The sequence below is a fragment of the Rhodococcus sp. T9N genome (assembly GCF_024436645.1).
Classification (GTDB): Bacteria; Actinomycetota; Actinomycetes; order Mycobacteriales; family Mycobacteriaceae; genus Rhodococcus_F; species Rhodococcus_F qingshengii.
In genome coordinates this window covers 89,378-111,393 of record NZ_JAMSKS010000013.1, presented here as the reverse complement: position 1 = coordinate 111,393, position 22,016 = coordinate 89,378, and the positions used below count along the sequence as shown (strand labels likewise).

The following is a 22,016-nucleotide window of genomic DNA, read 5'->3' as shown; positions in this document are numbered from 1 at the left end:
CCCATCGCCACCCTTCTCCGTAGCTTCGCCGGGGCCTCTATCCTGGAACTGTCAGTGACAAACCAGGCGGAGGGATGCGTATGTCCAAAATGAGAGAACTCAGCCGATGAAAGCAATCATCGTGTGTACCTCTGTCTCCCATGGCAATACGAAGCTGATCGCCGACGTCATCGGAGAAGTTCTCGATGCTCGCGTGGTCGAGCCCGGTGACATCGACGCCGCGCAGCTCGCCGACTACGACCTGGTGGGGTTCGGCTCCGGCATCTACCTACGCTCGTACCACGCAGATTTACGCTCGTTCGTCGAGGCACTCCCCGAAGAACGGCGATCCAAGGCTTTTGTCTTCGCCACCAGTGGTTTTCCTGACAAGGGGATTCATCGCTTCTCGCGTCCACTGGTTCAGTTGCTCGAACAGAAGGGCTTCGATGTGGTCGCAGCCTTCTCGTCCCGTGCGTGGGATACCTATCTCCCGTTCAAGCCTTTCGGCGGTATCCGGAAGGGGCGGCCGAACGCCGACGACTTGGAATCGGCGCGCATGTTCGCCGAAATGCTACGCGGAAGCGTTCAGGACAGCTTGCCCGGCACCGGGTAGCTGCGCAGGCTCATCTCCAGCTCACCGGCGTCGGCAAGGTCGTTGATCGTCTGGCGCAGAGCGCCACACGTCCGCTGAGCGTTGGCACGGCTGTTCGCGCGACCCAACTCCGGGCACACTTCCTGCGACTCTTCGAGCCATTGGACGCTGGTGTGCGCTTCGCTGTACTTCTCGACGAGGACACGGTTTCCGCAGTTGCGGCAACTGACCTGACGCATCAGCGTGCAATCAGATCGGCCGGTGACCAGAAGGCGCGCATGCTCGTGATCTTGGCGTCCTCGTCGAAAGTCATGACGTCGATCGGTTCGACCTCGTAGACCTGATCGCCCACCGGTGTGACGACGCGGAAGTGGAAGGCCGCGCTGGATCCGCTCACCCGCAAGGTAAGCAGTTCCGTCTCTTGCGAACCGCCCTCGAGAGCGCCGTAGAACTCGGTGATCGCGGCCTTGCCGACGCGGGGTTCGCTGCCGACCGGGTCTTCGAGCGTCGCGTTCTCGGCGTAGAGGGCGGCGATGTCCGCTGACGATCCGCGAGCCACGGCGTCGAGGTAGGTGGTAACCGTCGCCGTGATCGCGGCCGTGGTGTCTGGTTCGAGAGTGGTCATCGAGTTAGTCCGATCAGTCGAGAAGTTCAGGGTCTGACAACTACTTCGGACGCTATCGGTGCGGGCTCGATTCGGCGCCGGCATCTCCCACGCAGCGGGACAGCCTGAGCACTCAGGCGTCGAAGCGTCCGAACCCGCCGCGGTAGAACAGAAGCGGACCGTCGTGGCGCAGCACGTTCAGATCGGTGATGCGTGCGACGACGATGGTGTGATCACCGGCGTCGTGCTCCTGCTCGACCGTTGCTTCGATGCGGGCGAGCGCGCCGCTCAGCGCCGGAGCACCGTTGCCGGCGGCATCCCACTCGACGCCGAGGAACTTGTCCGTCCCGCCGCGAGCGAACGCCGAACACATGTCCTGCTGATCGTGGGCGAGAACATTGATGCAGAGAGTTCCCGTTTCGCGAAGCTTCGGCCAACTTGTCGACGTCTTCGCCGGGCAGAACGAGAGCAACGGGGGATCAAGCGATACCGAGACCAGGGACTGGCAGGTGAAACCGAGGGGTGAATTTCCGTCGTGAGCGGTGATGACGGTGACGCCGGTGCAGAAATTGCTCATCACGTTGCGAAGTGTGCGTCCGTCCAGAACTGGCGGCTCGGCGTTTTCCACGGTCATGTCGTCTCCTTGTTCAAATCTTTTGTTCAAAACTCTGCAAACAGCTTCAGAAGCAACGATGTGTGGCGCCGCGGCCGTAATCCAGCGGCAGTCCCACTCAATGGCAGCAATGGCTTCTCGGCACGGGTCAGGACCGACCGAGTGGCAGGTGGAGGGGTTTCGAGCAAATTTGATCCCGCTCAGCGGTCCGTTCGGATTCTACGAAACCAGCAAATGACCAGTGATTGTTAGACTTCGGGCATGTCCGAACCTGATGACGTGTCCCGAGGACTTCCCGCTACCAGCTGGGCAGTGCTCGGGATGCTGACGTTCGGGGAGGAGCTGACCGGAAACGATTTGAAGAAGTGGGCTGACTGGAGTGTCGGCTTCTTCTATTGGAGCCCGTCCATCAGCCAGGTGTACGCAGAACTGAAGAAGCTCGAAAGCATTGGGTTCGTGGAGTCCCGGGTCGTCTCCGAACCAGGGGTGCGAGGCAAGCGCCTTTACTCCATTACTCAGTCAGGAACCGACGCCGTCCGGACGTGGTCACGGGAGGCACCGGTGGAAGTTCCGGTGCTCAAGCACGGTGTGATGTTGCGTCTGTGGATGGGACACCTCAACGAGCCCGAGCGACTGAAGGCGCTGGTGGAAGCCCACATCGCCAATGTCGAAGAGCAGATTCGACGCGCGAAACTCCACGCAGATCATGCCGAGAACGAGCCGGCCTGGTCGTTCCCGGTCATGACGTTGCGATGGTCGGAACGGTACTTCCGAGCCGAGATCGAACTTGCTCGCGAACTGCTCGACGACATCGATCGTGCGACCGCCGAGTTCGCGAACGTCGCCGAGCACGACCGACTGGGATCACCGTTGCCCTCGACGCCTGGCAAATGGAAGAACGTCGAGGAGTACGTGTTGGCGCTCGAGCAAGCCGGGCTCACCGGCAACGGTTCGAGTATCTGAGTCAGGCCCCGGCTGCGGTCGGCATGTTGCGCAGCAGATGACGACGTTGCAAAGTCGGAGTGACGCTCAGCGATCCGCCGTCGATGCCTCGCCAAATTGCAGCGGCCGCCATACGTACCGGCGCTGCGCTGACGTGGTCGAGGCGGAGGGCCTTCGACGGCGCGCAGATGGATACCGCGGCGACGGCGCGGCCGATGGGGCCGATCGGTGCCGCAAGACAGCTGAATCCCGGTAGGCCGTTTCCGGATTCGAAGGCCACCCCGGACTCGCGGATTCTGGCGAGGTGGGGCAGTGCGTAGCCCGAGGACTTCGGCGAACCGAACGCGAGCAGTGCCTGACCGATCGCAGTGGTCTCGGCGCGGCGTCGACCACCGACACGCGTCGGCACTGCGGCGGCGAGGCGTCCGCCGATCTTCTCCATGTAGACCACATCGGGCCCGTCGAGGATGCCGAGGTGAACCACGAATCCGGTGACTCGGTAGAGCTCGTGGAGAAGGGGCATGGCTGCAGCGTGGAGGCGGTCCTGATGAACCGCGAGCGATCCCAGTTCGACGAGGCGCATACCGAGTTCGTAGTCACGGCCGTCGCGACGCAGCCAACGCATCGAGACGAGACGTTCGAGCATGCGGTGGGCAGACGAGCGGGGAAGGCCTGTGCTCCGAACGACTTGAGCGAGCGTCAACCTGCCGGGACCGTCGAAGGCGTCGAGAACCAGCGAGACGCGATCGAGAATTGCTGTCGGGGCCGAATCGGCGCCTAAAGCATCCACAGCCTGCAGTGTCATCGTGTACCTCACTTCTCTTAGAGCTCCACAACCAGTGAACTGGCTATTTCAATTAGAAATAGTGTCATAAAGTTACGGATTTGTGAAGTGGATCACCGGTCTGTTTTCGGGCGCGTCGCGGTGGAAACGACGAGGGGGTTTGCGCGAATGCTCGCGCAAACCCCCTCGTCGTTTAACTACTGGCAGGTATTACATCGCCACCGGCAGGTATTGATCGCCACCGGCGGGTACTACATAGCTGCCAGTGGTTCGCTTCCGGACCAGTCGTGGCCCCAGTAGCTGTCAGCGGTGATCTCCTCGGAGGAGTACGAGTCCTGATCCACCCTCGCGCCCTCGGTGCCGAACTCGATGTCCCAGCCGCCGGGTGCGCGGACGTAGAAGGAGATCATCTTGTCGTTGGTGTGACGACCCAGGGTCGACGACACGGAGAATCCGTCCTTCATCACGCGGTCGAGTGCCTGGCCGACGGCGTCGAGGGTGTCCACCTCGACCATGATGTGAATCAGGCCGGGTGCGCCGCCGTGCGGTGCCGGGCACAGGGCCAAGCTGTGGTGACGCTCGTTGACGCCCATGAAACGGATTCGCAGCGGCCCGAATTCAGGCGGGGCCGGCAGGCGGAAGGCGCCGCGCGGGTAGAAGCCGAGCACCTCGGTGTAGAAGTCGAAGCTCGCAGCACTGTCCATGACGGGGAGTACGACGTGGCCGAGGCCCTGTGAGCCGGTGACGAATCGAGCGCCGAAGGGCGTCACCACGGGGCTGTGGTCGAGGATCGCTCCGTGGAAGACCTCGATGGCTGCTCCGCCGGGATCGGTGAAGGCGATGACCTCTTCGACCCGTCGAGCATCTGCTTCGGCGAGCGAAAGCTGCTCGACCTCGGTGCCGTTCTTCTCGAGTGCTTCTTGAACGCGGCGCAGTGCGGCGTGGTCGGCGACCTCCCAACCGATGTTGACGATCTCGTCGCGCTCACCCTCGACGACGACGATGCGAGCAGCACGCTCGTCGAGTCGTAGGTAGAGCGCGTTCTCGTCCGGCCCACTGCCCTTGGCGAAGCCGAGAACGTCGAAAGCGAAAGTGCGCCAACGTGCCATGTCGTTGGTCGAGATCTTGACGTAGCCAAGTCCCTTGATGTCAGTGCGTGTCATCGTGTCTTTTTCCTGTCGATTTCTTGTGTCGAAGTCTGATCAGATCATCGCCCGCAGCGGACCCTGCGGGTCTGCGCCGAGACGGCTCAGTGATGCGGCGTGGAAAACGGTGCTCGGCACGTGAATTGCGTGATGCTGTCCAGCATGAGCATCGCGCCAGAATCGCTGAAGCGGCTTGTCCATCCGCAATGCGTTGCCACCGCAGCGTGGGTAGACCTGATCGATTGCGTTGACGGCGCGCCAGGCGGCCTGTACCTGAGTCTGACGTCCCTCCGCGCGCTGCTCGAAGGTCACTTCCTTGCCAGCGTCCACTCGATCCCACATGCGGTCGACGTTGGCAAGCAGGGTGTCGCGCGCAGCCCGGATGTCGGCGGTTGCCTGACCGATGGCGAACAAGGTGTACGGGTCGTCCTTGATCGCCGTGCCCTGCGCGTTGATGCGATCGGCTTGGTACTCGTTGGCGTGGAAGAGCATTCCCTCGCAGATGCCGATCGTGGCGGCGGTGATTCCGAGGGGGAAAATGTTCGACCACGGCATGAGGTACAGCGTCTCGGTGCGCCCGTACTTGCGCACTGCCGTGCCGTCGATGACCTCGTCGCAGTCCATGACGCGGTAATCGGGGACATACGCATCCTTGACTACGAGATCCTTGGAGCCGGTGCCGCGAAGTCCCATGACATCCCACGAGTCTTCGATGATCTCGTAGTCGGTGCGCGGAATGATCACATGGAGCATGCGCGGCGGCATCTCCATGTTGCCGTCCTTGTCGCACGCCATCGCGCCGAGGAATGCCCAGTCGCAATGGTCGGTACCGGAGGAGAACTGCCAGCGACCGGAGAACTTGTAGCCGCCGTCGGTGGGGATACACATTCCGCCGGGCATGTACGGCGATGCCATCCAGGTGTCGGGATCGGATCCCCAGATCTCCTGCTGCACCTTGGGATCCGCGAACGCGAGTTGCCACGGGTGAACTCCGACGATCCCGTGGACCCAGCCGGCCGACGGGTTCAGTGAAGCCATGCGCATGACGGTTTCGGCGAATTCGCGCGGATGCGCCTCCATGCCGCCATGCTCCTTGGGCTGCAGCATGCGGATGGAACCGATTGCCTTCATCTTCTTGGCAGTGTCGTCGGCTACCCGGCCGATCCGCTCGGCCTCGATGCCTTCGGCGAAGATGTCGTCGGCCATCGCGTTGATCTGTTCGAGCACTTCGTACGTCATGTTGTTCCTTGCATCCAGTCTGGTTGTCTCAGCAGTGTTTTCGACTGCGGATCAGGAGGTTGTCTCGAGTGCCTGGGCGTCGCGTGCGGCAACGTTTTCGGCGACTTCCCGCTTCCAGCTCTCCACTGCGCGGGTGGTGTCGATCTCGAATTCGAAGCGCTTCGTCATGTCTTCCGTGACATTCTCGACGTCGGTGTAGAACTGGTTGTACCAGCGACGCAACTGGTAAACCGGGCCGTCCTCCTCGGAGAGCAGTGGGTTGTCGATCGGAGCTTTGTTCTTCCAGATCTCCACGTCCTGAAGGAATCCCATCTCGACGCCCTCGGTGAACTGCGCGGCCATCGCGGCAGTGGACTCGTCGTCCATGCCGGGTAGCTTCTTGACCATCGCGCCGTACTGCAGGACGAACGCATTGTTCGAGATCGGGTAGTGGCAGTTGATCAGGACGGTCTCGATGATCTGCCCGTTGGCTTCGCTCTTGATCCAGTCGATCATGTACGACGGTCCGAAATATGAAGCATCCGAACGGAGCACAGCGTTGGGATCGCCGTAGTTGGTGCCGCTGATGACGTCCTCACGTCCCACCGATTCCATGTACTGGCTCGCGACATGACCTTCGAAGATGTTCTTGAAGTACTTGGGGAACGAGTAGTGAACGTAGAAGAAGTGGGCCATGTCCACGACGTTGTCGACGATCTCGCGGCAATGAGAGCCTTCGATGGTGAGCGTGTTCCAGCTCCAGTCGCTCCACTCATCGCTTCCGAAGCCCTCGATGTCGGGGATCGTGACCTCGGCGGGCGGGGGATTTCCCTGGGGATCGTGCCAGACGAACAGCTGACCGTTCTTCTCGAGAGTGATCCATGCCCGCGTCTTGGCCAGCGGCGGAACGCGTCGTGCGTAGGGGATCGCCGTACATTTTCCGTTACCACCCCAACGCCAGTCGTGGAACGGGCAGGCGATCGAATCGCCTTTGACGGTTCCGTGAGCAAGGTTGCCACCCATGTGGCGGCAGTATGCGTCGAGAATCTTGATGTCGCCCTTGCTGTCGGCGAAGACGACAAGGCTGGTGCCGAATGCCTCGATCTGGTGGGGCTGACCGTCGCGATAGGTATTGCTCAGTCCGAGGCAGTGCCATCCACGTGCGAACCGTGCGGGAGGCGCTGCCGCTTCGATTTCTCGAATTTCCTCGCCGGCGCCCGTCTGCGTCGGGGTGTCCGTAGTGGTGAGTGGGCCGGTTCCGAGTGCCATGTCTTCCTCCGAGCCGCGTCTTGCGACGCTCCAGTGATGTGATCCGTCTCATACAACGACGAAGCGTCCGCTGGAGATACGGCAGTTCCCGCTGGATGGAACGCCTACTCGGTGACCTGCAGAGATTCAGCTCGCGAGTGTCGCCACATCGTCGATCGCGTAAGTCGCCCAGGCCCGGGCAGTGACCACCCCAGCGGGATCGGTGGCGACCAGAGCTACGTCGGCCACGCTCTCGTGGTCCTTCTCGTACGTCGCGAGCACTGTCACGGAGCAGTGCAGATCTGTTCCCGTGGAAGTCGCGGTGCAACGTCCGCGGAAGCGTCGTAGTGACGCCGAGCCGTAACGACGAGCAGCGAAATCAGCAAGGGCGGCAACGGAATCGGTTCCGGTGCCCGCTGTCGGGGCTTCCCGGACGAAGACCTCGGCCACCAGATGTCCGGTCTGGTCGTGGTATTCGGTGATCCGCTCGAGTGTCGAACTCAACGCCCTCACGGATCCGGTGAGCAGTGCGCCGGGATCGGGGCGTCCGAAGAACACGACGTCCTGCTCGACGACGGCCCCGTCGGGTGCCGAGCGCACGGTGCCGTACAACGAGTCGAAATCGGAGAGGAGCGTGGTGGCAGTACGCGGAGCAGTTGCCGTGAAGTGGGCGGTACCGAGGTTGGTAGTCATGACACTCTCCGTTGGACGCGACCGAGACGCTGTCGTCTCGGTGGGTACATCGACGCTAACCACCGCTCTCGCGGGTGACGACGGGCTTCCCGCTGATCGGGAGCATTCTCGGATTCAATCGAAGAGGTGGAACCTGTTCCAGTTTTGTGCAATTCTGGATATCGTATCCGTGACCGGGAGCACATCTCGATGACTGCACGCGCCGAGCAGAAGGAAGACCAGATGACAGACGAGTTCGCTGACCTGCACCGACCGGTATACGGTCCGGACCTGCTCATCACCGCTCTGGAACGCAATCACGACAAGCCCGCGCTGTACCTCGGCGACGTGATCCTCACCGGCGGTCAGATGCGCGATCAGATCAGCTGCTTCGCCCAGGCGCTCGCGTCTTTGGGAATCACTCAGGGCACCAGCACCGCGATGCTGTCGAAGAATCGCCCCGAGGTTCTGATCAGTATGGGCGCGACCATGATCACCGGCTGCCGGGCGAGCGCCTTGAACCCGATGGGATCGCTCGACGACCACAAGTACATCGTCGACGACGCCGAGATCGAGACGCTGATCTTCGATCCCAATGCCTTCGAAGAGCGTGCCGCCGAGTTGAAGGCGTCGTCACCCTCGTTGACCAACGTGCTCTCGATGGGGCCGTCCGAGGTGGGAATCGACATCCTCGCGCTGGCTGCCACGTTCGAGCCCGCGCCGCTGAAGGCAGCGCACGTCGACGCAGAAGACGCCAGCAGCATGGTGTACACCGGTGGAACGACCGGCAAGCCCAAAGGTGTTGTCGGATCCTTCCGTTCGGGTGCTGCGCTCAATCAGATCCAGATGTCGGAGTGGCAGTGGCCCGAGGACAACCGCTTCCTCATCTGCACGCCACTCTCGCACGCGGGTGCAGCGTTCTTCATCCCGACCTTGCTGCGCGGCGGTGCCTTGATCGTCCTGCCTGCCTTCGAGCCAGGTGCTGTGCTCGAAGCGATCGAGAAGCACAAGATCACGGCAACCATGTTGGTGCCCACCATGATCTACATGCTCATGGACCACCCCGATCTGCCCAAGCGGGACGTCTCGAGTTTGCAGACGCTGTTTTACGGAGCGTCCGCGATGTCTCCCGCCAGACTGCAGGAGGGCATCAAGAAGTTCGGTCAGATCTTCTTCCAGTTCTACGGTCAGACCGAGTGCGGCATGACTATTTCGGTGCTGCGCAAGGAAGAACACCTCGCCGACGATCCGGCCCGCCTCGCCACGTGTGGGCGTCCGGTGCCGTGGCTCGACGTCCGGTTGCTCGACGACGACCTCAACGAGGTGCCGCAGGGAGAACTCGGTGAGATCTGCGTCCGTGGCCCGCTGATCATGAAGGGCTACTGGAAGAAGCCGGCCGAAACCGCCGAGGCGTTCCGGGGTGGTTGGCTGCACACCGGCGACATCGCGCGCAAGGACAAGGACGGGTTCATGTCCATCGTCGATCGCAAGAAGGACATGATCGTGACCGGTGGTTTCAACGTGTTCCCCCGCGAAATCGAGGACGTGATCTCGGCGCATCCGTCTGTCGCGTCGGTGGCGGTAGTCGGTGTGCCCGACGACAAGTGGGGCGAAGCCGTCAAGGCCTGTGTCGTACTTCGTGCCGGACTGACCGTCGACACCGAGGAACTGGTCGAGAAGGTGAAGGCGGCCAAGGGTTCGGTTCACGCGCCCAAGAGCATCGACTTCGTGGATTCCCTTCCGCTGACGCCGCTGGGCAAGCTGGACAAGAAGGCGCTGCGCGCGCGGTACTGGGAGACCAGCGCCCGCGCGGTCTAGGAACCAGCGTCGTGTAGCGAAGGGTCAGCGTTTCCAGACGTAACGACGTTCCGGGCGGCCCACCACTCCGTATTTCAGCGAAGTGGTGGACCGCCCGGTTTCGTAGAGGTATTCGAGGTAGCGCCTCGCGCTCGCACGTGAGATGCCGACCCTCTCGGAAATATCTGTGGCCGAGGCGGGTTCGGTTTCGTCTCGTAGTGCTGCCTCGACCAGCTGAAGGGTCTCAGGACTGAGTCCTTTGGGCAAACCTTTGTGGGACGACGCCCCGGGCGCGCCACCTGCCACACCGAAGGCCTCGTCCACTGCTGTCTGTTCTGCTTCGCCGGAGCTGTCGAGATTCGCATATGTCGATCGGTACCGCTCGAGACGCTCACGGAGAACCTCGAACGTGAAGGGCTTCATCAGGTAATGCACGACGCCGCTGCGCAGCGCTTTCTTGACCGAGCCGGCCTCACGCTCACTAGTGATGACTAGAACATCCAGCTCCGGTGCCAGCTCGCGAAACGGGGCGATCAGATCGAGTCCGGTGGTGCCGGGCAGGTGGACGTCGAGAAGAACCAGGTCGGGTTGCAACTCACCGACTGCGGCCAGTGCGGTCTCGGCCGAATGGGCAACGCCGCACACTTCGAAACCGTCTATCCGTGAGACGAATCCGCTGTGCACCTTCGCCACCATGAAGTCGTCGTCGACCACCAGTACCCGGATCATGCGCCCTCTCCGTCGTGTAGGACTGCGCTGAAGACAGTCCACTCGATGTCCTCTGCCGAACGAGTGCTCACGGTGACGTCGCCGCCCCGCCGACGACACGTCAGGCGCACCAGCGCCAAACCGAAACCGTGTCCGTCACTCGATTGTCCCTTGGTGCTCCAACCCTGGCCGAACACCCTGTCGCGATTCTCCGGCGCGATACCGGGGCCGGCGTCCTCGACCCGAACTTCGACCGCGGTGCCACGGCCCCGAATCGACAACCGAACCTTGCGGCGCGCGGCTTCCGGCATCTCACCGACGGCGTCGACGGCATTGTCGACGAGGTTTCCGACCACCGTCACGAGATCTCGTCCGAGTCTGCGGTCCACCGTCTCCAGATGCGTGTCCGCCGCCAGCTCGACCGTGACCAACCCCTGTGCAGCAGCACCTATCTTGGCGATCACGAGTGCGGCGGTGCCGACGTCGGCGATCTTCTCGGTCACGGTCGCGCTGACCTGCGCGCGCTCCATGGTCAGACCCTCGACGTAGCCGACCACCTCGTCGTATTCGCCGAGCTGGATGAGGCCGGAGATGGTGTGCAGTTGATTGTCGAACTCGTGGATGTGGGCGCGTAGTGCGTCGGTGCTGGTTTTGGTCACGTCGAGTTCTTCTTCCACGGAGCGCAATTCGGTGCGGTCGCGGAAAGTGGTGACCGACCCGATGGTGCGGCCTTTCGATTCGATCAAGACGGTGTTGAGGACGAGCAGGCGATCGCCGACAAGAACCAACTGATCGGATTCGGTTGTGCCGAAGGTCAGTACACTCTGGAGGCGGTCGTCGAGACCGAGGTCCCGCACCGATCTACCGGCGCTGCCGCGTGGGATGTCGAGGAGTTGGTGGGCACTGTCGCTCATCAGCACCACCTTTCCCTGCGCGTCGAATGCGATGACGCCTTCCTTGAGACCGCGCAGCATTGCTTCACGTTGGCGAACCAGGTCCAGGATCTCGCCGGCTTCCATGCCGAGGGTTTGCCGTTTTACCCTGCGGGCCAACAGGATCGACCCGACGCCGCCGAGAAGGGATGCCACCGCGAGGTATACCAGGAGATTCGGTGCAGACTGCAGCAGCCGTGTCCAGATCGAGGGGTACTCGATGCCGACGATCGCGGTTCCGGTAATCGCTCCTTCGCTGCCGAGAATCGGAACGTGCGCCTCCACGGCCTTGCCGGAGGGCGTGTCGACCAAACCCGTCCACGACCGATCCTCCGTCTGACGTGCGTCGATGCCGACATCACCGGGACGCGTCGAAATGACGACACTGCCGTCGGCGTCGGCAAGCGAGACGTAGGTGACGCCCGAGATGGCGCGTACCGAGTCGACCGAACCTTGTAGTCCGGAGCGGAGACGGGTCTGCGCCTGGGGGAGTAGCTCGCGTACTGCCGGATTGGCTGCGAGCGATTCCGCTGCCGAGAGTGCGCGACGTCCCTCCTCGCGTTGGAAACTCGCGGACGACTGCGCGAGGGAGAGGGCGGTGACGCACACGAGAACTGCAACGACGATCAGAAGTTGCAGTTCGAGAAGTTGTGTCGCCAGAGTGTGCCGGCGGCGAACCAGCCGGGCAAACAGAGACGACTTGCTCTCTCGCTCCGCCTGCTCGTTTCCTGAGGACACCAGCCAGACCCTAGCCTTCAGTTCGATGCCGGGAAAGCGGCCGTTCGTGAGCACAATGAGCACAAATCAATTTGCTTTCCCAATGGTGACCCCAGTCACAAAGTGCGTCAGTATGAAACCTGTTCACACATCGGTACCGGCAGACAAGGACGAAGCCATGAGCACATCGAAGCGGCTGAGCAGGCATATCGCCCTGCTCGGTGCCTGCGCGATGACTCTCGTGCTCTCGACCGGATGCACTCCGGTCGAGTCCTTCGTCGCCGGTGGCCGAGCGGGTGAGAGTTCCGAAGAACTGCGCGTGCTGGTGCCCTCGGTGGCCGGTGGTGGTTACGACCTGACCGCCCGGACCATGGTGCAAGCACTGGCCGACGAAGGGACCGTCGACGCCGACGTCGTTGTGCTGCCCGGATCGGGCGGCATCGTCGGACTCAACCGGTTGGCTCTCGAAAGCGGGAATCCCGACCTACTCATGGTCATGGGGCTCGGAGTTCTCGGTTCGCTCGAGATACTGCCGTCCGAGCACACACTTGCCGACGTGACACCGATTGCGAGACTCGTCGAAGAACCGGAAGCGCTACTGGTTCCAGCAGATTCACCGTACAAAACTCTCGCCGATCTGACGCAGGCCTGGGTGGCGGATCCGTCGTCGATCTCGATCGGCGGTGGTTCGAGTGAAGGTGGACCGGACGGGTTGTTCCGCCTTCTGTTCGCACGGGCGGTCGGCGTCGATCCGTCGCGCTCCCCGTACCGCATCTACGACGGCGGCGGCGAACTGCTTCCCGCACTGCTCACGAGGCAGGTCGACGTAGCCGCCACCGGTATCGGTGAGTACCTCGATCAGATTGCGGCAGGCACGGTTCGGGTCCTTGCGGTCAGCTCGCCGGCCCGTACCCCGGCGGTGGATGCGCCCACGATGGCGGAGTCTGGCGTCGACGTCACGTTCACCAATTGGCGCGGCCTCATGGCGCCGCCGGGCCTGACGGACGATCAGCGTCAGCACTTGCAGAATTTGGTGCGGGATCTGGCGGCAAGTCCGCGCTGGAACGAGCTGTCTCGCCGAAACGGTTGGAACAGTGCAGTTCTCACCGAACCCGAGTTCTCCGCATTCCTCACCGATCAATCCCGGTTCGTCGACGCAACACTCGATCCGCCCGGCATCAACTGAGCACTACCGAAGTTTCGTTTCACCTCCACGAAGGTCACCGGCTCGATTTGCCGTGCCGTTTTTCTCGGCAATTCAGCACTAAAGGAGTTCATCATGCTCGTCACACTCGGCTTCCTCATGGTTGCGGTGTTCATGTTCCTGATTCTCACCAAACGCGCGACCCCGGTGGTGGGACTGACTCTGGTTCCGGTGGCCTTCGGACTACTTGCCGGGGCCGGCCTCGGAATCGGCGACATGATCACCGACGGCATCAAGTCGCTCGCACCCACCGCGGCGCTGTTGTTCTTCGCGATCATCTTCTTCGGAATCATGATCGACGTCGGCCTCTTCGATCCGCTGGTCAAGCTCATCCTGCGGATGGTGCGAGACGATCCGATGAGGCTCGTGGTCGGAACCGCAGTGCTCGCGATGGTGGTCTCGCTGGACGGAGACGGTTCGACGACCTTCATCATCGTGACCTCGGCGCTGCTTCCGCTCTACCTCAAACTCGGTGTCAGTCCCGTCGTTCTGACGGTGATCGCCGGCCTGTCCAACGCGACGATGAACATCATTCCGTGGGGCGGCCCGACCGTCCGGGCCGCGAGCGCGCTGGGACTCTCACCCTCCGACGTGTTCGTGCCGATGGTGCCGTCGTTGATCGTCGGCCTGATCATGGTGCTCGGATTCGCGATTCACCTCGGGATCATGGAGCGCCGCAGGATCGGGACTTTGGTCCTGACTTCTGAGCGCATCCTTGAAAAGGTCGGAAACGGTGGAAGTTCCAGCACCGGTAGCGCCGGCACCGGCGGCTCGAACGACTCCGAGGACGACGGCGGCGACACCGGACGATTCATCGACGGCCTCGACCCCAAGCGGGACACCTTGCGGCCGAAATTGCTCTGGTTCAACGCTGCGCTGACGACGATCCTTCTCGTCGTACTCGTGATGGACATCCTGCCCATCCCGGTGCTGTTCATGATCGCGTCGTCGATCGCCCTCGCGGTGAACTTCCCGGCGGTCAAGGATCAGGGTGAAGCAATCGCACGCCATTCGTCGAGCATCGTCTCGGTGGTCGCGATGGTGCTGGCAGCAGCGGTGCTGACCGGCGTTTTCCAGGGAACCGGCATGGTCGAGGCGATGGCAGAGTGGCTGCTGCAGGTCATCCCCGACGCGATGGGCCCGCACCTCGCCGTCATCACGGGCGTCCTGAGTATCCCGCTCACGTTCTTCATGACCAACGACGCGTTCTACTTCGGTGTGCTGCCGGTGCTGTCCGAGACTGCAGCGCAGTACGGCATCGAGCCGGTGGAGATGGCGCGCGCCTCGATCACCGGGCAGGCCGTGCACATGCAGAGCCCGCTGGTCCCGGCGATCCTGCTACTGGTCACACTCGCCGGTGTTTCTCTGGCGGATCACCACAAGAAGGTTCTGTGGCGAGCGGGCCTGATCTCGATCACGATGCTCGTGGTCGGCGTCGGATTGGGGCAGATCCCCTTCTGAGCGCGATCAGTTGTGGAAGGGGCACCGGCCTTGGTCGGTGCCCTTCTTCTTTTTTGTCACGAAATTGGGCCGGATGTCGAGATCGGGCTCGTCGTACAGGCGGTGGAACGTCGGCGTGAGCGAGCTGGACATGGGCGGGTTCACCCATGACCAGTCGGTCGGGCACTTGCGCCCGGCCTTGTCCTCACGCGCGATGTGATCGATGAATTGCTTTGCGACAGTGTGATGGTCGACCATGATGACGCCGGCCTTGCGGTAGCTGTGGATAACTGCACGGTTCAGTTCGACCAGTGCGCGGTCCTTCCAGAGCGTGCGGTCGTGGCTCATGTCGAGCTCCATCATCGCTCCGATGGTGGGCAACATGTTGTAGCGATCGGTGTCGCTGAAGTTGCGTGCGCCTACCTCGGTGCTGACGTACCAACCACTGAACGGCGTGCAGGGATAAACGATTCCGCCGATGTCGAGGTTCATGTCCGAGACCGCAGGGACGGCATGCCATTTAAGCCCCAGATCAGCGAACCAGCTGTATTCGGGATGCTCGATCTCGACCTCGAGAACCAGGTCGGTCGGGACGTCGAAGTACTGCAGGGGTTCGTCGGGAACCGAAATCAGCACGGGGAGAACGTCGAACGGCGTACCGGCGCCCTTCCACCCCATGGCGGTGACCTGAGCAGTCAGATCGACGTGCCACGGGTCGCCCAGGATGGTGCCGTCAGGCTGCCGGTAGCCGGCGTAGCGGATCAGTTGCGGGCTGAGGATTCGGTACTCCTGACCGTCCTCGCGGGGGAGTGGCCCGACCGTCACGACCGACTGCAGAGCGCCGCCGTTGGTCGACAGTCGCAGGTGCTCCCAGCATGCTTCGGCGAGAGCGGAAGCCGTGACGGCATCGCGCGCGTCGATGAGTTTGAGGGTCCGCCAATGCGCGCGACCGACGCACCTGGCGTGGTTTCGCCACGCGAGTTTGGCGCCGACGAGCAATTCCTCTGCTGTGTGCGTGTAGGTGCCGGTCCGATGGAGTTCACGCAAGGCCTCACGCCGCCGAGACGTCGGGAGGTGTCCCAGTTCCGGAGAGTCGAAAAATTCGACGCACTCGAGTTCCCGACGTTGAAGCTCGGTCAGCGTCGGGGTAGTGGAGGCGATCTGGGACGTAAGCCCGCTATCGGTGGGCAATTCGTCCTGTCGAACAAAATCCACGGCACGACTCCTGTTTGGCTGGTTGAGATTTCGCTGAACGTTAGCTCGGCGATCGAGAGTGTCGAAGCTCTTGTTTATCTTGCACGCAAGAATAAGAAAGGGACGGTCACACCGCGAAATGGGGTCGCATTGTGACACTTGTCCAGAATGATTTACGAGTCAGACATTTGTGACATAAGCTGCAGACGAAATTCCGCGGCGGGTCTTGCCGCGTCTAGTCGGGACGAGGATGAGCGTGGATTCGCAAGCAATCTCTCTGGTCCGGTCGAGCTTCAAATCCGTCGCTGCGGTAGAAGATGGTCCGGAACGGCTCGCCCGTACCTTCTATTCGATCCTGTTCGCTCGATCGCCCGAAACCCGGGAGTTCTTTCCGGCAGCGATGGATGTGCAGCGTGACCGGCTTGTCAGCGCTATCGCTCACGTCGTCGAACGCCTCGACGAGTCCGACGCGATACTCGAGTACCTCGCACAGCTCGGCCGCGATCACCGTAAGTACGGCGTCACCGACGAGCACTACACGGCAGTCGGCAATGCCTTGATCGAAGCACTCGAGACCTTCGGTGGCGCCGAAATGTGGACCGACGAGGTCGACAGCGCGTGGCGTAACGCGCTCGCGATCATCTCGGCGGCGATGATGGATGCCGCCAACGCGGAAGACGGTCCGCCCGCGTGGAGTGCCACGGTCATCGAATGCCGCCCGGTCATCAAGGGCGTCGCCGTCGTGCGGCTGCAACTCGACCAGACGATGGAGTACCGCGCCGGTCAGTACGTCAGCGTGCAGGTCGCCGCGAGGCCACGGATGTGGCGCTACCTCTCTCCGGCCACGCCGTACGACGGGACCGGAATCCTCGAGTTCCACATCCGCCAGGTCACCGGCGGGTGGGTCAGCCCGGTCATGGTGAACCAGACCGCTGTCGGTGACACCTGGGTGGTCGGTTCGCCCATCGGCGCCTTGGGGATTCCGGAGAACTCCAAGGACCTTTTGATGATCGCGTCGGGAACAGGTGTCGCGCCTCTTCGCGCTCAGATCCTCGAACTGATCCGACGCGGCAACACCCGCAAGGTCCAACTGTTCTACTCCGGACAGCATCCGTGCGATCTCTACGACCTTCCGCATCTGTGGAAGCTGGCCGAGAAGTACCCGTGGCTCACGATCATCCCGGTCTCCGAAGAAGACGAGAATCCGTGGTGGCACACCGAAGCGGAGCCACTGCCGCCGATCGGCATGAAGCGGCGCATCGTCGGCAAGGTCGGTAAGGTCGTGACCTCGTTCGGGGACTGGGCGGGCTACGACATTCAGGTCGTCGGCAGCGAATCCATGGTCAACAGCACCAAATTCAGGCTTCGCGCAGTGGGCATCGACGTCGACACCGTTCGCAACGACCCGACGTACTGACCGTCAGTACGGATCGAACTGAATGACCTCGGCCGGCGTTCCGGCCTCGATCAATCGATCACGCGTCGACCGAACCATGGCCGCCGATCCGCACACCAGGACCTGATGTTCGGTGAATGCACCGTACGACGCGACGACGTCGGCGAGCGTGCCTTCGATGAGATGATCGTCGCCGAATCCGATGTCGACGTTCAACCGGTCGAACCATCCGTCGGGCGGGCCGCCGTCGGAGAGATCTTCGACGACAGGAATGGGCTGCAACCACGGAAACTGGTCGGCGAGCAGCCACAGCATGTCCGCAGCATAGAGATCACGAAGCGTTCGGCCACCGAAGAAGAGGTACACCTGCGGCGGGTTCGGGGTCTGAGCCAGATCGAGAATGATCGACCGGAGTGGGGCCAAACCGGTTCCGCCCGCGACCATGATGACGGTGGGGCCGTTCTCGTCGACGGACAGGTTGCCGCGCGGGTCGAGGATCTGCCAGACGTCACCAGGCTGGGTGTCCTTGACTATCGAACCGCTGACCCAACCACCGGGAACCGTCTTGACGTGAAACTCCAACTTCCCGTCGTGTGAGGGAGGCAGTGCGGGGGAGAGTCGACGGAGCAACCGCGAATTCTGCGGGACGCTGACGTCGACGTACTGGCCCGGTCGGAACGGGACGACGTCGCCGACAAGACGAACAACCGCCAGATCCTCACGGAGACGGTGATGTTCGACGACTGTGCTCGACCAGGTTCGCTGGGCCATGAAAGTACTCCTGTAGTCAGTAGAGCGGGTCGTGCCGGATCTGGTCGAGCGGAGTTCCGCCGGCACGCAAGGCGTAGACGGTTGTCTTGATCATCGACGGTGACCCCGAGATCTGCACCTGACGGTCGGCCCACGAACCGAACTGCGCGACCACTTTTCCGATCGGTCCGATCAGCCGGCTGTGCATTCCGAACGGTGGTTCGAGCACCGGTCCGTTGTGCCACCAAGGGTTTTCGGGTTCTTCGGAAACCGGTACGACGGTCAACCACGGGTTGCTGAGCGAGATGTGCCAGAGGGTTTCGAGGTCGTAGAGATCGCAGGGATAGCGGCCGCCGACGAACAGGTGCACGCGCGGGTTGTGCGCGCGTTGAGACATTTCCATCACCTGTGCCCGCAGTGGAGCGATACCGGTGCCGGACCCGATCATGAGAACGTCACGGTCGCTGGTGAAGTCGACCTCGAGGCCGCCGAGGGGAGTGGACATGACCCAGCGGTCACCGACGTTGGTTTCGCTGACGATCGCGGGGCTGACCCATCCTCCCGACACCTTGCGGATGTGGAACTCGAGCTGACCGAAAGGGTTGGTCGGAATCGCCGGTGAGTAATACCGCCACATTTTCGGGCGCTGGGGAATCTGAACACCTACGTATTGCCCCGCCCCGTACGGAATGGGTGGGTCGGCTTCGAGGCGAACAATCGCCAGATCGTCGAGGACTCGTTCGTGGCTGACCACGGTTGCGCCCCAGAGCGCCGGGGTCGTATCGGATTCGGCGCCGTCGGCCATCGTGCCGACGACGAGGTCGGTGAACTGAGACCAGGCCTCGTCCAGCTCCGGCGTCCACTTGTAGCGGCTGTGCGCGCTCGTGCCGTACATCGACCGAACCGCGCGCTTCAGAGCGACGCCGGCGGCCTCGTAGTGCTCACGCTCGACGCCGTAGCGACGGTGGTCGCGGCCGAGTTGGGTGAGGAACTTCCGGATTCGGCGATGCTGGGGCAGATTCTTCACGACGAACTCGATGGCTCTGAAGAAACGGTGGCCCTGCGATTCCATCCCGGCGGGGAACAATGAGCGGTACAGAGGATGTTCCGCAAAGAGGCCGGTGTAGAACACTGCCGAGAAGTGCGCACGGCTCTCTTCGTCGTCGGTCAGAGAATCGAGGCTGGATTGCAGACGGGCGATCACTGTCGGATCCAATCCATCCCCCTTTCGCACCAGCTGCAACTCTCGCCACAATTCTAGTACGGCTGAAAATGTGACCTACGAAACCAACTCGGCCTGGCGAAAACAAACTTGAGCGGAATAGACTCAAGTTTGTCCGCGTTGAGCATATTGACACAGTCGCAATACCAACCGGTCGCGGCTCTTCCCGTTCGACTTCGCCAGAAAGGTGACAAGTGGACTCGTTCACACCAACAACCAAGACCCAGGCTGCGATGACGGCTGCACTGCAGTCGGCGTCGTCGGCGGGTAACCCCGATATCCGGCCTGCCCATCTGCTGGTCGCATTGCTCGACCAGACCGACGGCATCGCTGCCCCACTACTCAAAGCTGTAGGCGTCGACCCCACGGTCGTACACCGTGAAGCACAGGCAATCGTCGATCGCCTGCCCAAGACAACCGGCGCAAGCTCCACCCCGCAACTCGGGCGTGAGGCACTCGCGGCACTCACTGCTGCTCAGCACCTCGCCACCGAGATGGACGACGAATACGTCTCCACCGAGCACGTCCTCTACGGACTGGCCGGCGGCGACTCCGACGTCGCACAGTTGCTCGTACGGCACGGCGCCACCCAGGACGCATTGCGTGAAGCCTTCACCACCGTCCGCGGTAGCGCTCGCGTCACCAGCCCGGAGCCCGAAGGCACCTACCAAGCGCTGGAAAAGTACTCCACCGACCTCACCGAAGCTGCACGTAGCGGCAAGCTCGACCCGGTGATCGGTCGCGACACCGAGATTCGCCGTGTCGTGCAGGTGCTCTCGCGTCGTACCAAGAACAACCCGGTACTCATCGGTGAGCCCGGCGTCGGCAAGACCGCGATCGTGGAGGGCCTTGCCCAACGCATCGTCGCGGGTGACGTCCCGGAATCGCTGCGAGGCAAGACCGTCGTGTCCCTGGATCTCGGGTCCATGGTCGCCGGTGCCAAGTTCCGCGGTGAATTCGAAGAACGCCTCAAGGCTGTCCTCGACGACATCAAGAACAGTGCCGGACAGGTCATCACCTTCATCGACGAGTTGCACACCATCGTCGGCGCCGGAGCCACCGGTGAATCCGCGATGGACGCAGGCAACATGATCAAGCCGATGCTCGCCCGTGGTGAGCTGCGGCTGGTCGGTGCGACCACACTCGAGGAGTACCGCAAGTACATCGAGAAGGACGCAGCACTCGAGCGTCGTTTCCAGCAGGTGCTCGTCGGTGAGCCCTCGGTCGAGGACACCATCGGTATCCTGCGCGGCCTCAAGGAGCGCTACGAGGTGCACCACGGCGTGCGCATCACCGACTCCGCGTTGGTGGCGGCTGCCGCGCTGTCGGACCGCTACATCACGTCGCGGTTCCTGCCGGACAAGGCCATCGACCTCGTGGACGAAGCCGCATCGCGACTTCGTATGGAGATCGACTCGCGTCCCGTCGAGATCGACGAGGTGGAACGCACGGTTCGCCGACTCGAAATCGAAGAAGTGGCACTCGAGAAGGAAACCGACGACGCGTCCAAGGCGCGGCTCGAGAAGCTGCGTCAGGAACTCGCGGACGACCGCGAAAAGCTCAATCAGCTCAGCACCCGCTGGCAGAACGAAAAGCAGGCCATCGACTCGGTGCGCGTGCTGAAGGAACAGCTCGAAACCCTGCGAGGAGAGTCCGAACGCGCTGAGCGTGACGGCGATCTGGGCAAGGCAGCCGAGTTGCGCTACGGCCGTATCCCGGCGCTCGAGAAGGAACTGGAAGAGGCAGCAGCCGCTTCCGGAGCTGCCTCCGACGGTGACGTGATGCTCAAGGAAGAGGTCGGGCCCGACGACGTCGCAGACGTGGTCGCAGCCTGGACCGGAATCCCCGCCGGCCGGATGATGGAAGGCGAAACCGAGAAGCTGCTCCGCATGGAGTCCGAACTCGGCAAGCGTGTCGTCGGCCAGACCGACGCCGTCGTCGCCGTCTCGGATGCGGTTCGCCGCGCCCGAGCAGGTGTCGCCGACCCCAATCGGCCCACCGGTTCGTTCCTGTTCCTCGGCCCGACCGGCGTCGGCAAGACGGAGCTCGCCAAAGCCTTGGCGGACTTCCTCTTCGACGACGAGCGCGCGATGATCCGCATCGACATGAGCGAATACGGTGAGAAGCACTCGGTGGCCCGACTCGTCGGTGCTCCTCCGGGATACGTCGGCTACGAAGCCGGTGGCCAGCTCACCGAAGCAGTTCGACGACGCCCGTACTCGGTGGTCCTCTTCGACGAGGTCGAGAAGGCACACCCCGACGTGTTCGACGTCTTGCTCGCAGTACTCGACGAAGGCCGACTGACCGACGGTCAAGGCCGCACGGTGGACTTCCGCAACACCATCTTGATCCTGACCTCCAACCTGGGATCCGGTGGCACGCGGGAGCAGGTCATGGATGCGGTACGCCACGCGTTCAAGCCGGAGTTCATCAACCGTCTCGACGACGTGGTCATCTTCGACTCGCTCTCCGAGGAGCAGTTGGAGCACATCGTGGACATCCAGCTCGAGCAGTTGCAGAAGCGTCTGGCTGCGCGTCGTCTCACCCTCGAGGTGAACGGTGCGGCTCGGATGTGGCTCGCAGTGCGCGGCTACGACCCGCTGTACGGCGCTCGGCCATTGCGTCGACTCGTTCAGCAGTCGATCGGCGACCAGCTCGCCAAGCTGCTCCTGGCCGGCAAGGTCCAGGACGGCGACACCGTACACGTCGGTGTCAGCGAGGACGCGGATCAGTTGGTTCTCTCCTGATTCGGTAAGCGGAATGCCCCGTCGAGCCACTTGGATCGGCGGGGCATTCGCATTTTGTTCTACCCTGGATGGCTGGATGCTCGAACCGGGGACGATTGCACCCGCGCCTCTC

The 22,016-nt window shown here is 62.6% G+C and carries 20 protein-coding genes; 7 read left to right on the top strand and 13 right to left on the bottom strand.

All coding sequences use genetic code 11. The features are described 5' to 3' along the window. Window positions 1-106 precede the first annotated feature (106 nt). Entirely contained in the window at window positions 107-592 is a 486-nt protein-coding gene (locus M1L53_RS20970) for a flavodoxin family protein (protein ID WP_003944338.1), read from the top strand. Here M1L53_RS20970 and M1L53_RS20965 read toward each other — a convergent pair. From M1L53_RS20965 to M1L53_RS20955, 3 genes are all read right to left on the bottom strand, one after another. Continuing rightward, the gene (locus M1L53_RS20965; RefSeq protein ID WP_007726731.1) at window positions 565-810 is read right to left on the bottom strand and encodes a hypothetical protein; all 246 of its coding nucleotides are present in this window, start codon (window positions 808-810) and stop codon (window positions 565-567) included. The genes M1L53_RS20970 and M1L53_RS20965 overlap by 28 nt on opposite strands. Beyond that, entirely contained in the window at window positions 810-1,196 is a 387-nt protein-coding gene (locus tag M1L53_RS20960) for a nuclear transport factor 2 family protein (protein WP_003944423.1), read from the bottom strand. The genes M1L53_RS20965 and M1L53_RS20960 overlap by 1 nt, the downstream gene beginning before the upstream one ends. A gap of 112 nt (window positions 1,197-1,308) precedes the next feature. Further along, window positions 1,309-1,809, bottom strand: coding sequence for a flavin reductase family protein (locus tag M1L53_RS20955; protein WP_007726733.1), 501 nt, complete (start codon window positions 1,807-1,809; stop codon window positions 1,309-1,311). A gap of 240 nt (window positions 1,810-2,049) precedes the next feature. Here M1L53_RS20955 and M1L53_RS20950 point away from each other — a divergent pair, with 240 nt between their 5' ends. Then, window positions 2,050-2,751 carry a PadR family transcriptional regulator gene (locus M1L53_RS20950; protein WP_003944324.1) on the top strand — a complete coding sequence of 234 codons (702 nt, stop codon included), beginning with the start codon at window positions 2,050-2,052 and terminating at the stop codon, window positions 2,749-2,751. Window position 2,752: 1 nt separating this feature from the next. Here the strand turns inward: M1L53_RS20950 and M1L53_RS20945 are convergent, their stop codons facing one another. From M1L53_RS20945 to M1L53_RS20925, 5 genes are all read right to left on the bottom strand, one after another. Beyond that, window positions 2,753-3,535 (bottom strand): IclR family transcriptional regulator, encoded by a 783-nt coding sequence (locus M1L53_RS20945; protein ID WP_007726735.1) that lies wholly within the window; start codon window positions 3,533-3,535, stop codon window positions 2,753-2,755. 230 nt (window positions 3,536-3,765) lie between these two features. Continuing rightward, a complete protein-coding gene (gene bphC, locus M1L53_RS20940) occupies window positions 3,766-4,677 on the bottom strand; it encodes a biphenyl-2,3-diol 1,2-dioxygenase (RefSeq protein ID WP_007726736.1) in 912 nt (303 codons plus the stop codon). A gap of 39 nt (window positions 4,678-4,716) precedes the next feature. Next, complete coding sequence (locus M1L53_RS20935) at window positions 4,717-5,898, bottom strand: acyl-CoA dehydrogenase family protein (protein ID WP_003944352.1); 1,182 nt, start codon at window positions 5,896-5,898, stop codon at window positions 4,717-4,719. Between the two features lie 51 nt (window positions 5,899-5,949). Next, window positions 5,950-7,146: a Rieske 2Fe-2S domain-containing protein gene (locus M1L53_RS20930; protein ID WP_003944428.1), complete on the bottom strand. Its 1,197-nt coding sequence runs from the start codon at window positions 7,144-7,146 to the stop codon at window positions 5,950-5,952. A 126-nt stretch (window positions 7,147-7,272) separates the two neighbouring features. After that, entirely contained in the window at window positions 7,273-7,818 is a 546-nt protein-coding gene (locus tag M1L53_RS20925) for a hypothetical protein (RefSeq protein ID WP_003944299.1), read from the bottom strand. Window positions 7,819-8,040: 222 nt separating this feature from the next. On the opposite strand from M1L53_RS20925, the gene M1L53_RS20920 reads away from it, so the two are divergent. After that, window positions 8,041-9,615, top strand: coding sequence for an AMP-binding protein (locus M1L53_RS20920; RefSeq protein WP_042453457.1), 1,575 nt, complete (start codon window positions 8,041-8,043; stop codon window positions 9,613-9,615). A 24-nt stretch (window positions 9,616-9,639) separates the two neighbouring features. On the opposite strand, the gene M1L53_RS20915 is transcribed toward M1L53_RS20920, so the two are convergent. Continuing rightward, on the bottom strand, window positions 9,640-10,323 hold the full coding sequence (locus M1L53_RS20915; RefSeq protein WP_042452198.1) for a response regulator: 684 nt from the start codon (window positions 10,321-10,323) through the stop codon (window positions 9,640-9,642). Continuing rightward, window positions 10,320-11,972 (bottom strand): ATP-binding protein, encoded by a 1,653-nt coding sequence (locus M1L53_RS20910; protein WP_232319003.1) that lies wholly within the window; start codon window positions 11,970-11,972, stop codon window positions 10,320-10,322. Before M1L53_RS20910 ends, M1L53_RS20915 begins: the two co-directional genes overlap by 4 nt. A gap of 112 nt (window positions 11,973-12,084) precedes the next feature. Here M1L53_RS20910 and M1L53_RS20905 point away from each other — a divergent pair, with 112 nt between their 5' ends. Together M1L53_RS20905 and M1L53_RS20900 are read left to right on the top strand one after the other, a co-directional pair. After that, window positions 12,085-13,137 carry a tripartite tricarboxylate transporter substrate binding protein gene (locus M1L53_RS20905; protein WP_007726742.1) on the top strand — a complete coding sequence of 351 codons (1,053 nt, stop codon included), beginning with the start codon at window positions 12,085-12,087 and terminating at the stop codon, window positions 13,135-13,137. Between the two features lie 93 nt (window positions 13,138-13,230). After that, window positions 13,231-14,616: a CitMHS family transporter gene (locus M1L53_RS20900; RefSeq protein ID WP_003944372.1), complete on the top strand. Its 1,386-nt coding sequence runs from the start codon at window positions 13,231-13,233 to the stop codon at window positions 14,614-14,616. A gap of 6 nt (window positions 14,617-14,622) precedes the next feature. On the opposite strand, the gene M1L53_RS20895 is transcribed toward M1L53_RS20900, so the two are convergent. After that, the gene (locus M1L53_RS20895) at window positions 14,623-15,810 is read right to left on the bottom strand and encodes a nitric oxide synthase oxygenase (RefSeq protein ID WP_042924169.1); all 1,188 of its coding nucleotides are present in this window, start codon (window positions 15,808-15,810) and stop codon (window positions 14,623-14,625) included. Window positions 15,811-16,045: 235 nt separating this feature from the next. Between M1L53_RS20895 and M1L53_RS20890 the strand changes: the two genes are divergently transcribed. Then, complete coding sequence (locus M1L53_RS20890) at window positions 16,046-17,206, top strand: globin domain-containing protein (protein ID WP_003944359.1); 1,161 nt, start codon at window positions 16,046-16,048, stop codon at window positions 17,204-17,206. 3 nt (window positions 17,207-17,209) lie between these two features. Here the strand turns inward: M1L53_RS20890 and M1L53_RS20885 are convergent, their stop codons facing one another. Both M1L53_RS20885 and M1L53_RS20880 read right to left on the bottom strand, forming a co-directional pair. Further along, window positions 17,210-17,956: an FAD-binding oxidoreductase gene (locus M1L53_RS20885; protein WP_003944435.1), complete on the bottom strand. Its 747-nt coding sequence runs from the start codon at window positions 17,954-17,956 to the stop codon at window positions 17,210-17,212. 16 nt (window positions 17,957-17,972) lie between these two features. Then, the gene (locus tag M1L53_RS20880) at window positions 17,973-19,169 is read right to left on the bottom strand and encodes an FAD-binding oxidoreductase (RefSeq protein ID WP_007726748.1); all 1,197 of its coding nucleotides are present in this window, start codon (window positions 19,167-19,169) and stop codon (window positions 17,973-17,975) included. Window positions 19,170-19,351: 182 nt separating this feature from the next. Here M1L53_RS20880 and clpB point away from each other — a divergent pair, with 182 nt between their 5' ends. After that, window positions 19,352-21,904: an ATP-dependent chaperone ClpB gene (gene clpB, locus M1L53_RS20875; RefSeq protein WP_007726750.1), complete on the top strand. Its 2,553-nt coding sequence runs from the start codon at window positions 19,352-19,354 to the stop codon at window positions 21,902-21,904. Window positions 21,905-22,016: the final 112 nt, after the last annotated feature.

What these genes read in the sequence shown, in the direction of transcription:
- M1L53_RS20965 (WP_007726731.1), bottom strand. Translation starts at nt 810, where the DNA reads ATGCGTCAGGTCAGTTGCCGCAACTGCGGAAACCGTGTCCTCGTCGAG.
- M1L53_RS20885 (WP_003944435.1), bottom strand. Translation starts at nt 17,956, where the DNA reads ATGGCCCAGCGAACCTGGTCGAGCACAGTCGTCGAACATCACCGTCTC.
- M1L53_RS20945 (WP_007726735.1), bottom strand. Translation starts at nt 3,535, where the DNA reads ATGACACTGCAGGCTGTGGATGCTTTAGGCGCCGATTCGGCCCCGACA.
- M1L53_RS20955 (WP_007726733.1), bottom strand. Translation starts at nt 1,809, where the DNA reads ATGACCGTGGAAAACGCCGAGCCGCCAGTTCTGGACGGACGCACACTT.
- M1L53_RS20960 (WP_003944423.1), bottom strand. Translation starts at nt 1,196, where the DNA reads ATGACCACTCTCGAACCAGACACCACGGCCGCGATCACGGCGACGGTT.
- M1L53_RS20915 (WP_042452198.1), bottom strand. Translation starts at nt 10,323, where the DNA reads ATGATCCGGGTACTGGTGGTCGACGACGACTTCATGGTGGCGAAGGTG.
- M1L53_RS20900 (WP_003944372.1), top strand. Translation starts at nt 13,231, where the DNA reads ATGCTCGTCACACTCGGCTTCCTCATGGTTGCGGTGTTCATGTTCCTG.
- M1L53_RS20925 (WP_003944299.1), bottom strand. Translation starts at nt 7,818, where the DNA reads ATGACTACCAACCTCGGTACCGCCCACTTCACGGCAACTGCTCCGCGT.
- M1L53_RS20950 (WP_003944324.1), top strand. Translation starts at nt 2,050, where the DNA reads ATGTCCGAACCTGATGACGTGTCCCGAGGACTTCCCGCTACCAGCTGG.
- M1L53_RS20920 (WP_042453457.1), top strand. Translation starts at nt 8,041, where the DNA reads ATGACAGACGAGTTCGCTGACCTGCACCGACCGGTATACGGTCCGGAC.
- M1L53_RS20930 (WP_003944428.1), bottom strand. Translation starts at nt 7,146, where the DNA reads ATGGCACTCGGAACCGGCCCACTCACCACTACGGACACCCCGACGCAG.
- M1L53_RS20970 (WP_003944338.1), top strand. Translation starts at nt 107, where the DNA reads ATGAAAGCAATCATCGTGTGTACCTCTGTCTCCCATGGCAATACGAAG.
- bphC (WP_007726736.1), bottom strand. Translation starts at nt 4,677, where the DNA reads ATGACACGCACTGACATCAAGGGACTTGGCTACGTCAAGATCTCGACC.
- M1L53_RS20905 (WP_007726742.1), top strand. Translation starts at nt 12,085, where the DNA reads ATGAAACCTGTTCACACATCGGTACCGGCAGACAAGGACGAAGCCATG.
- M1L53_RS20935 (WP_003944352.1), bottom strand. Translation starts at nt 5,898, where the DNA reads ATGACGTACGAAGTGCTCGAACAGATCAACGCGATGGCCGACGACATC.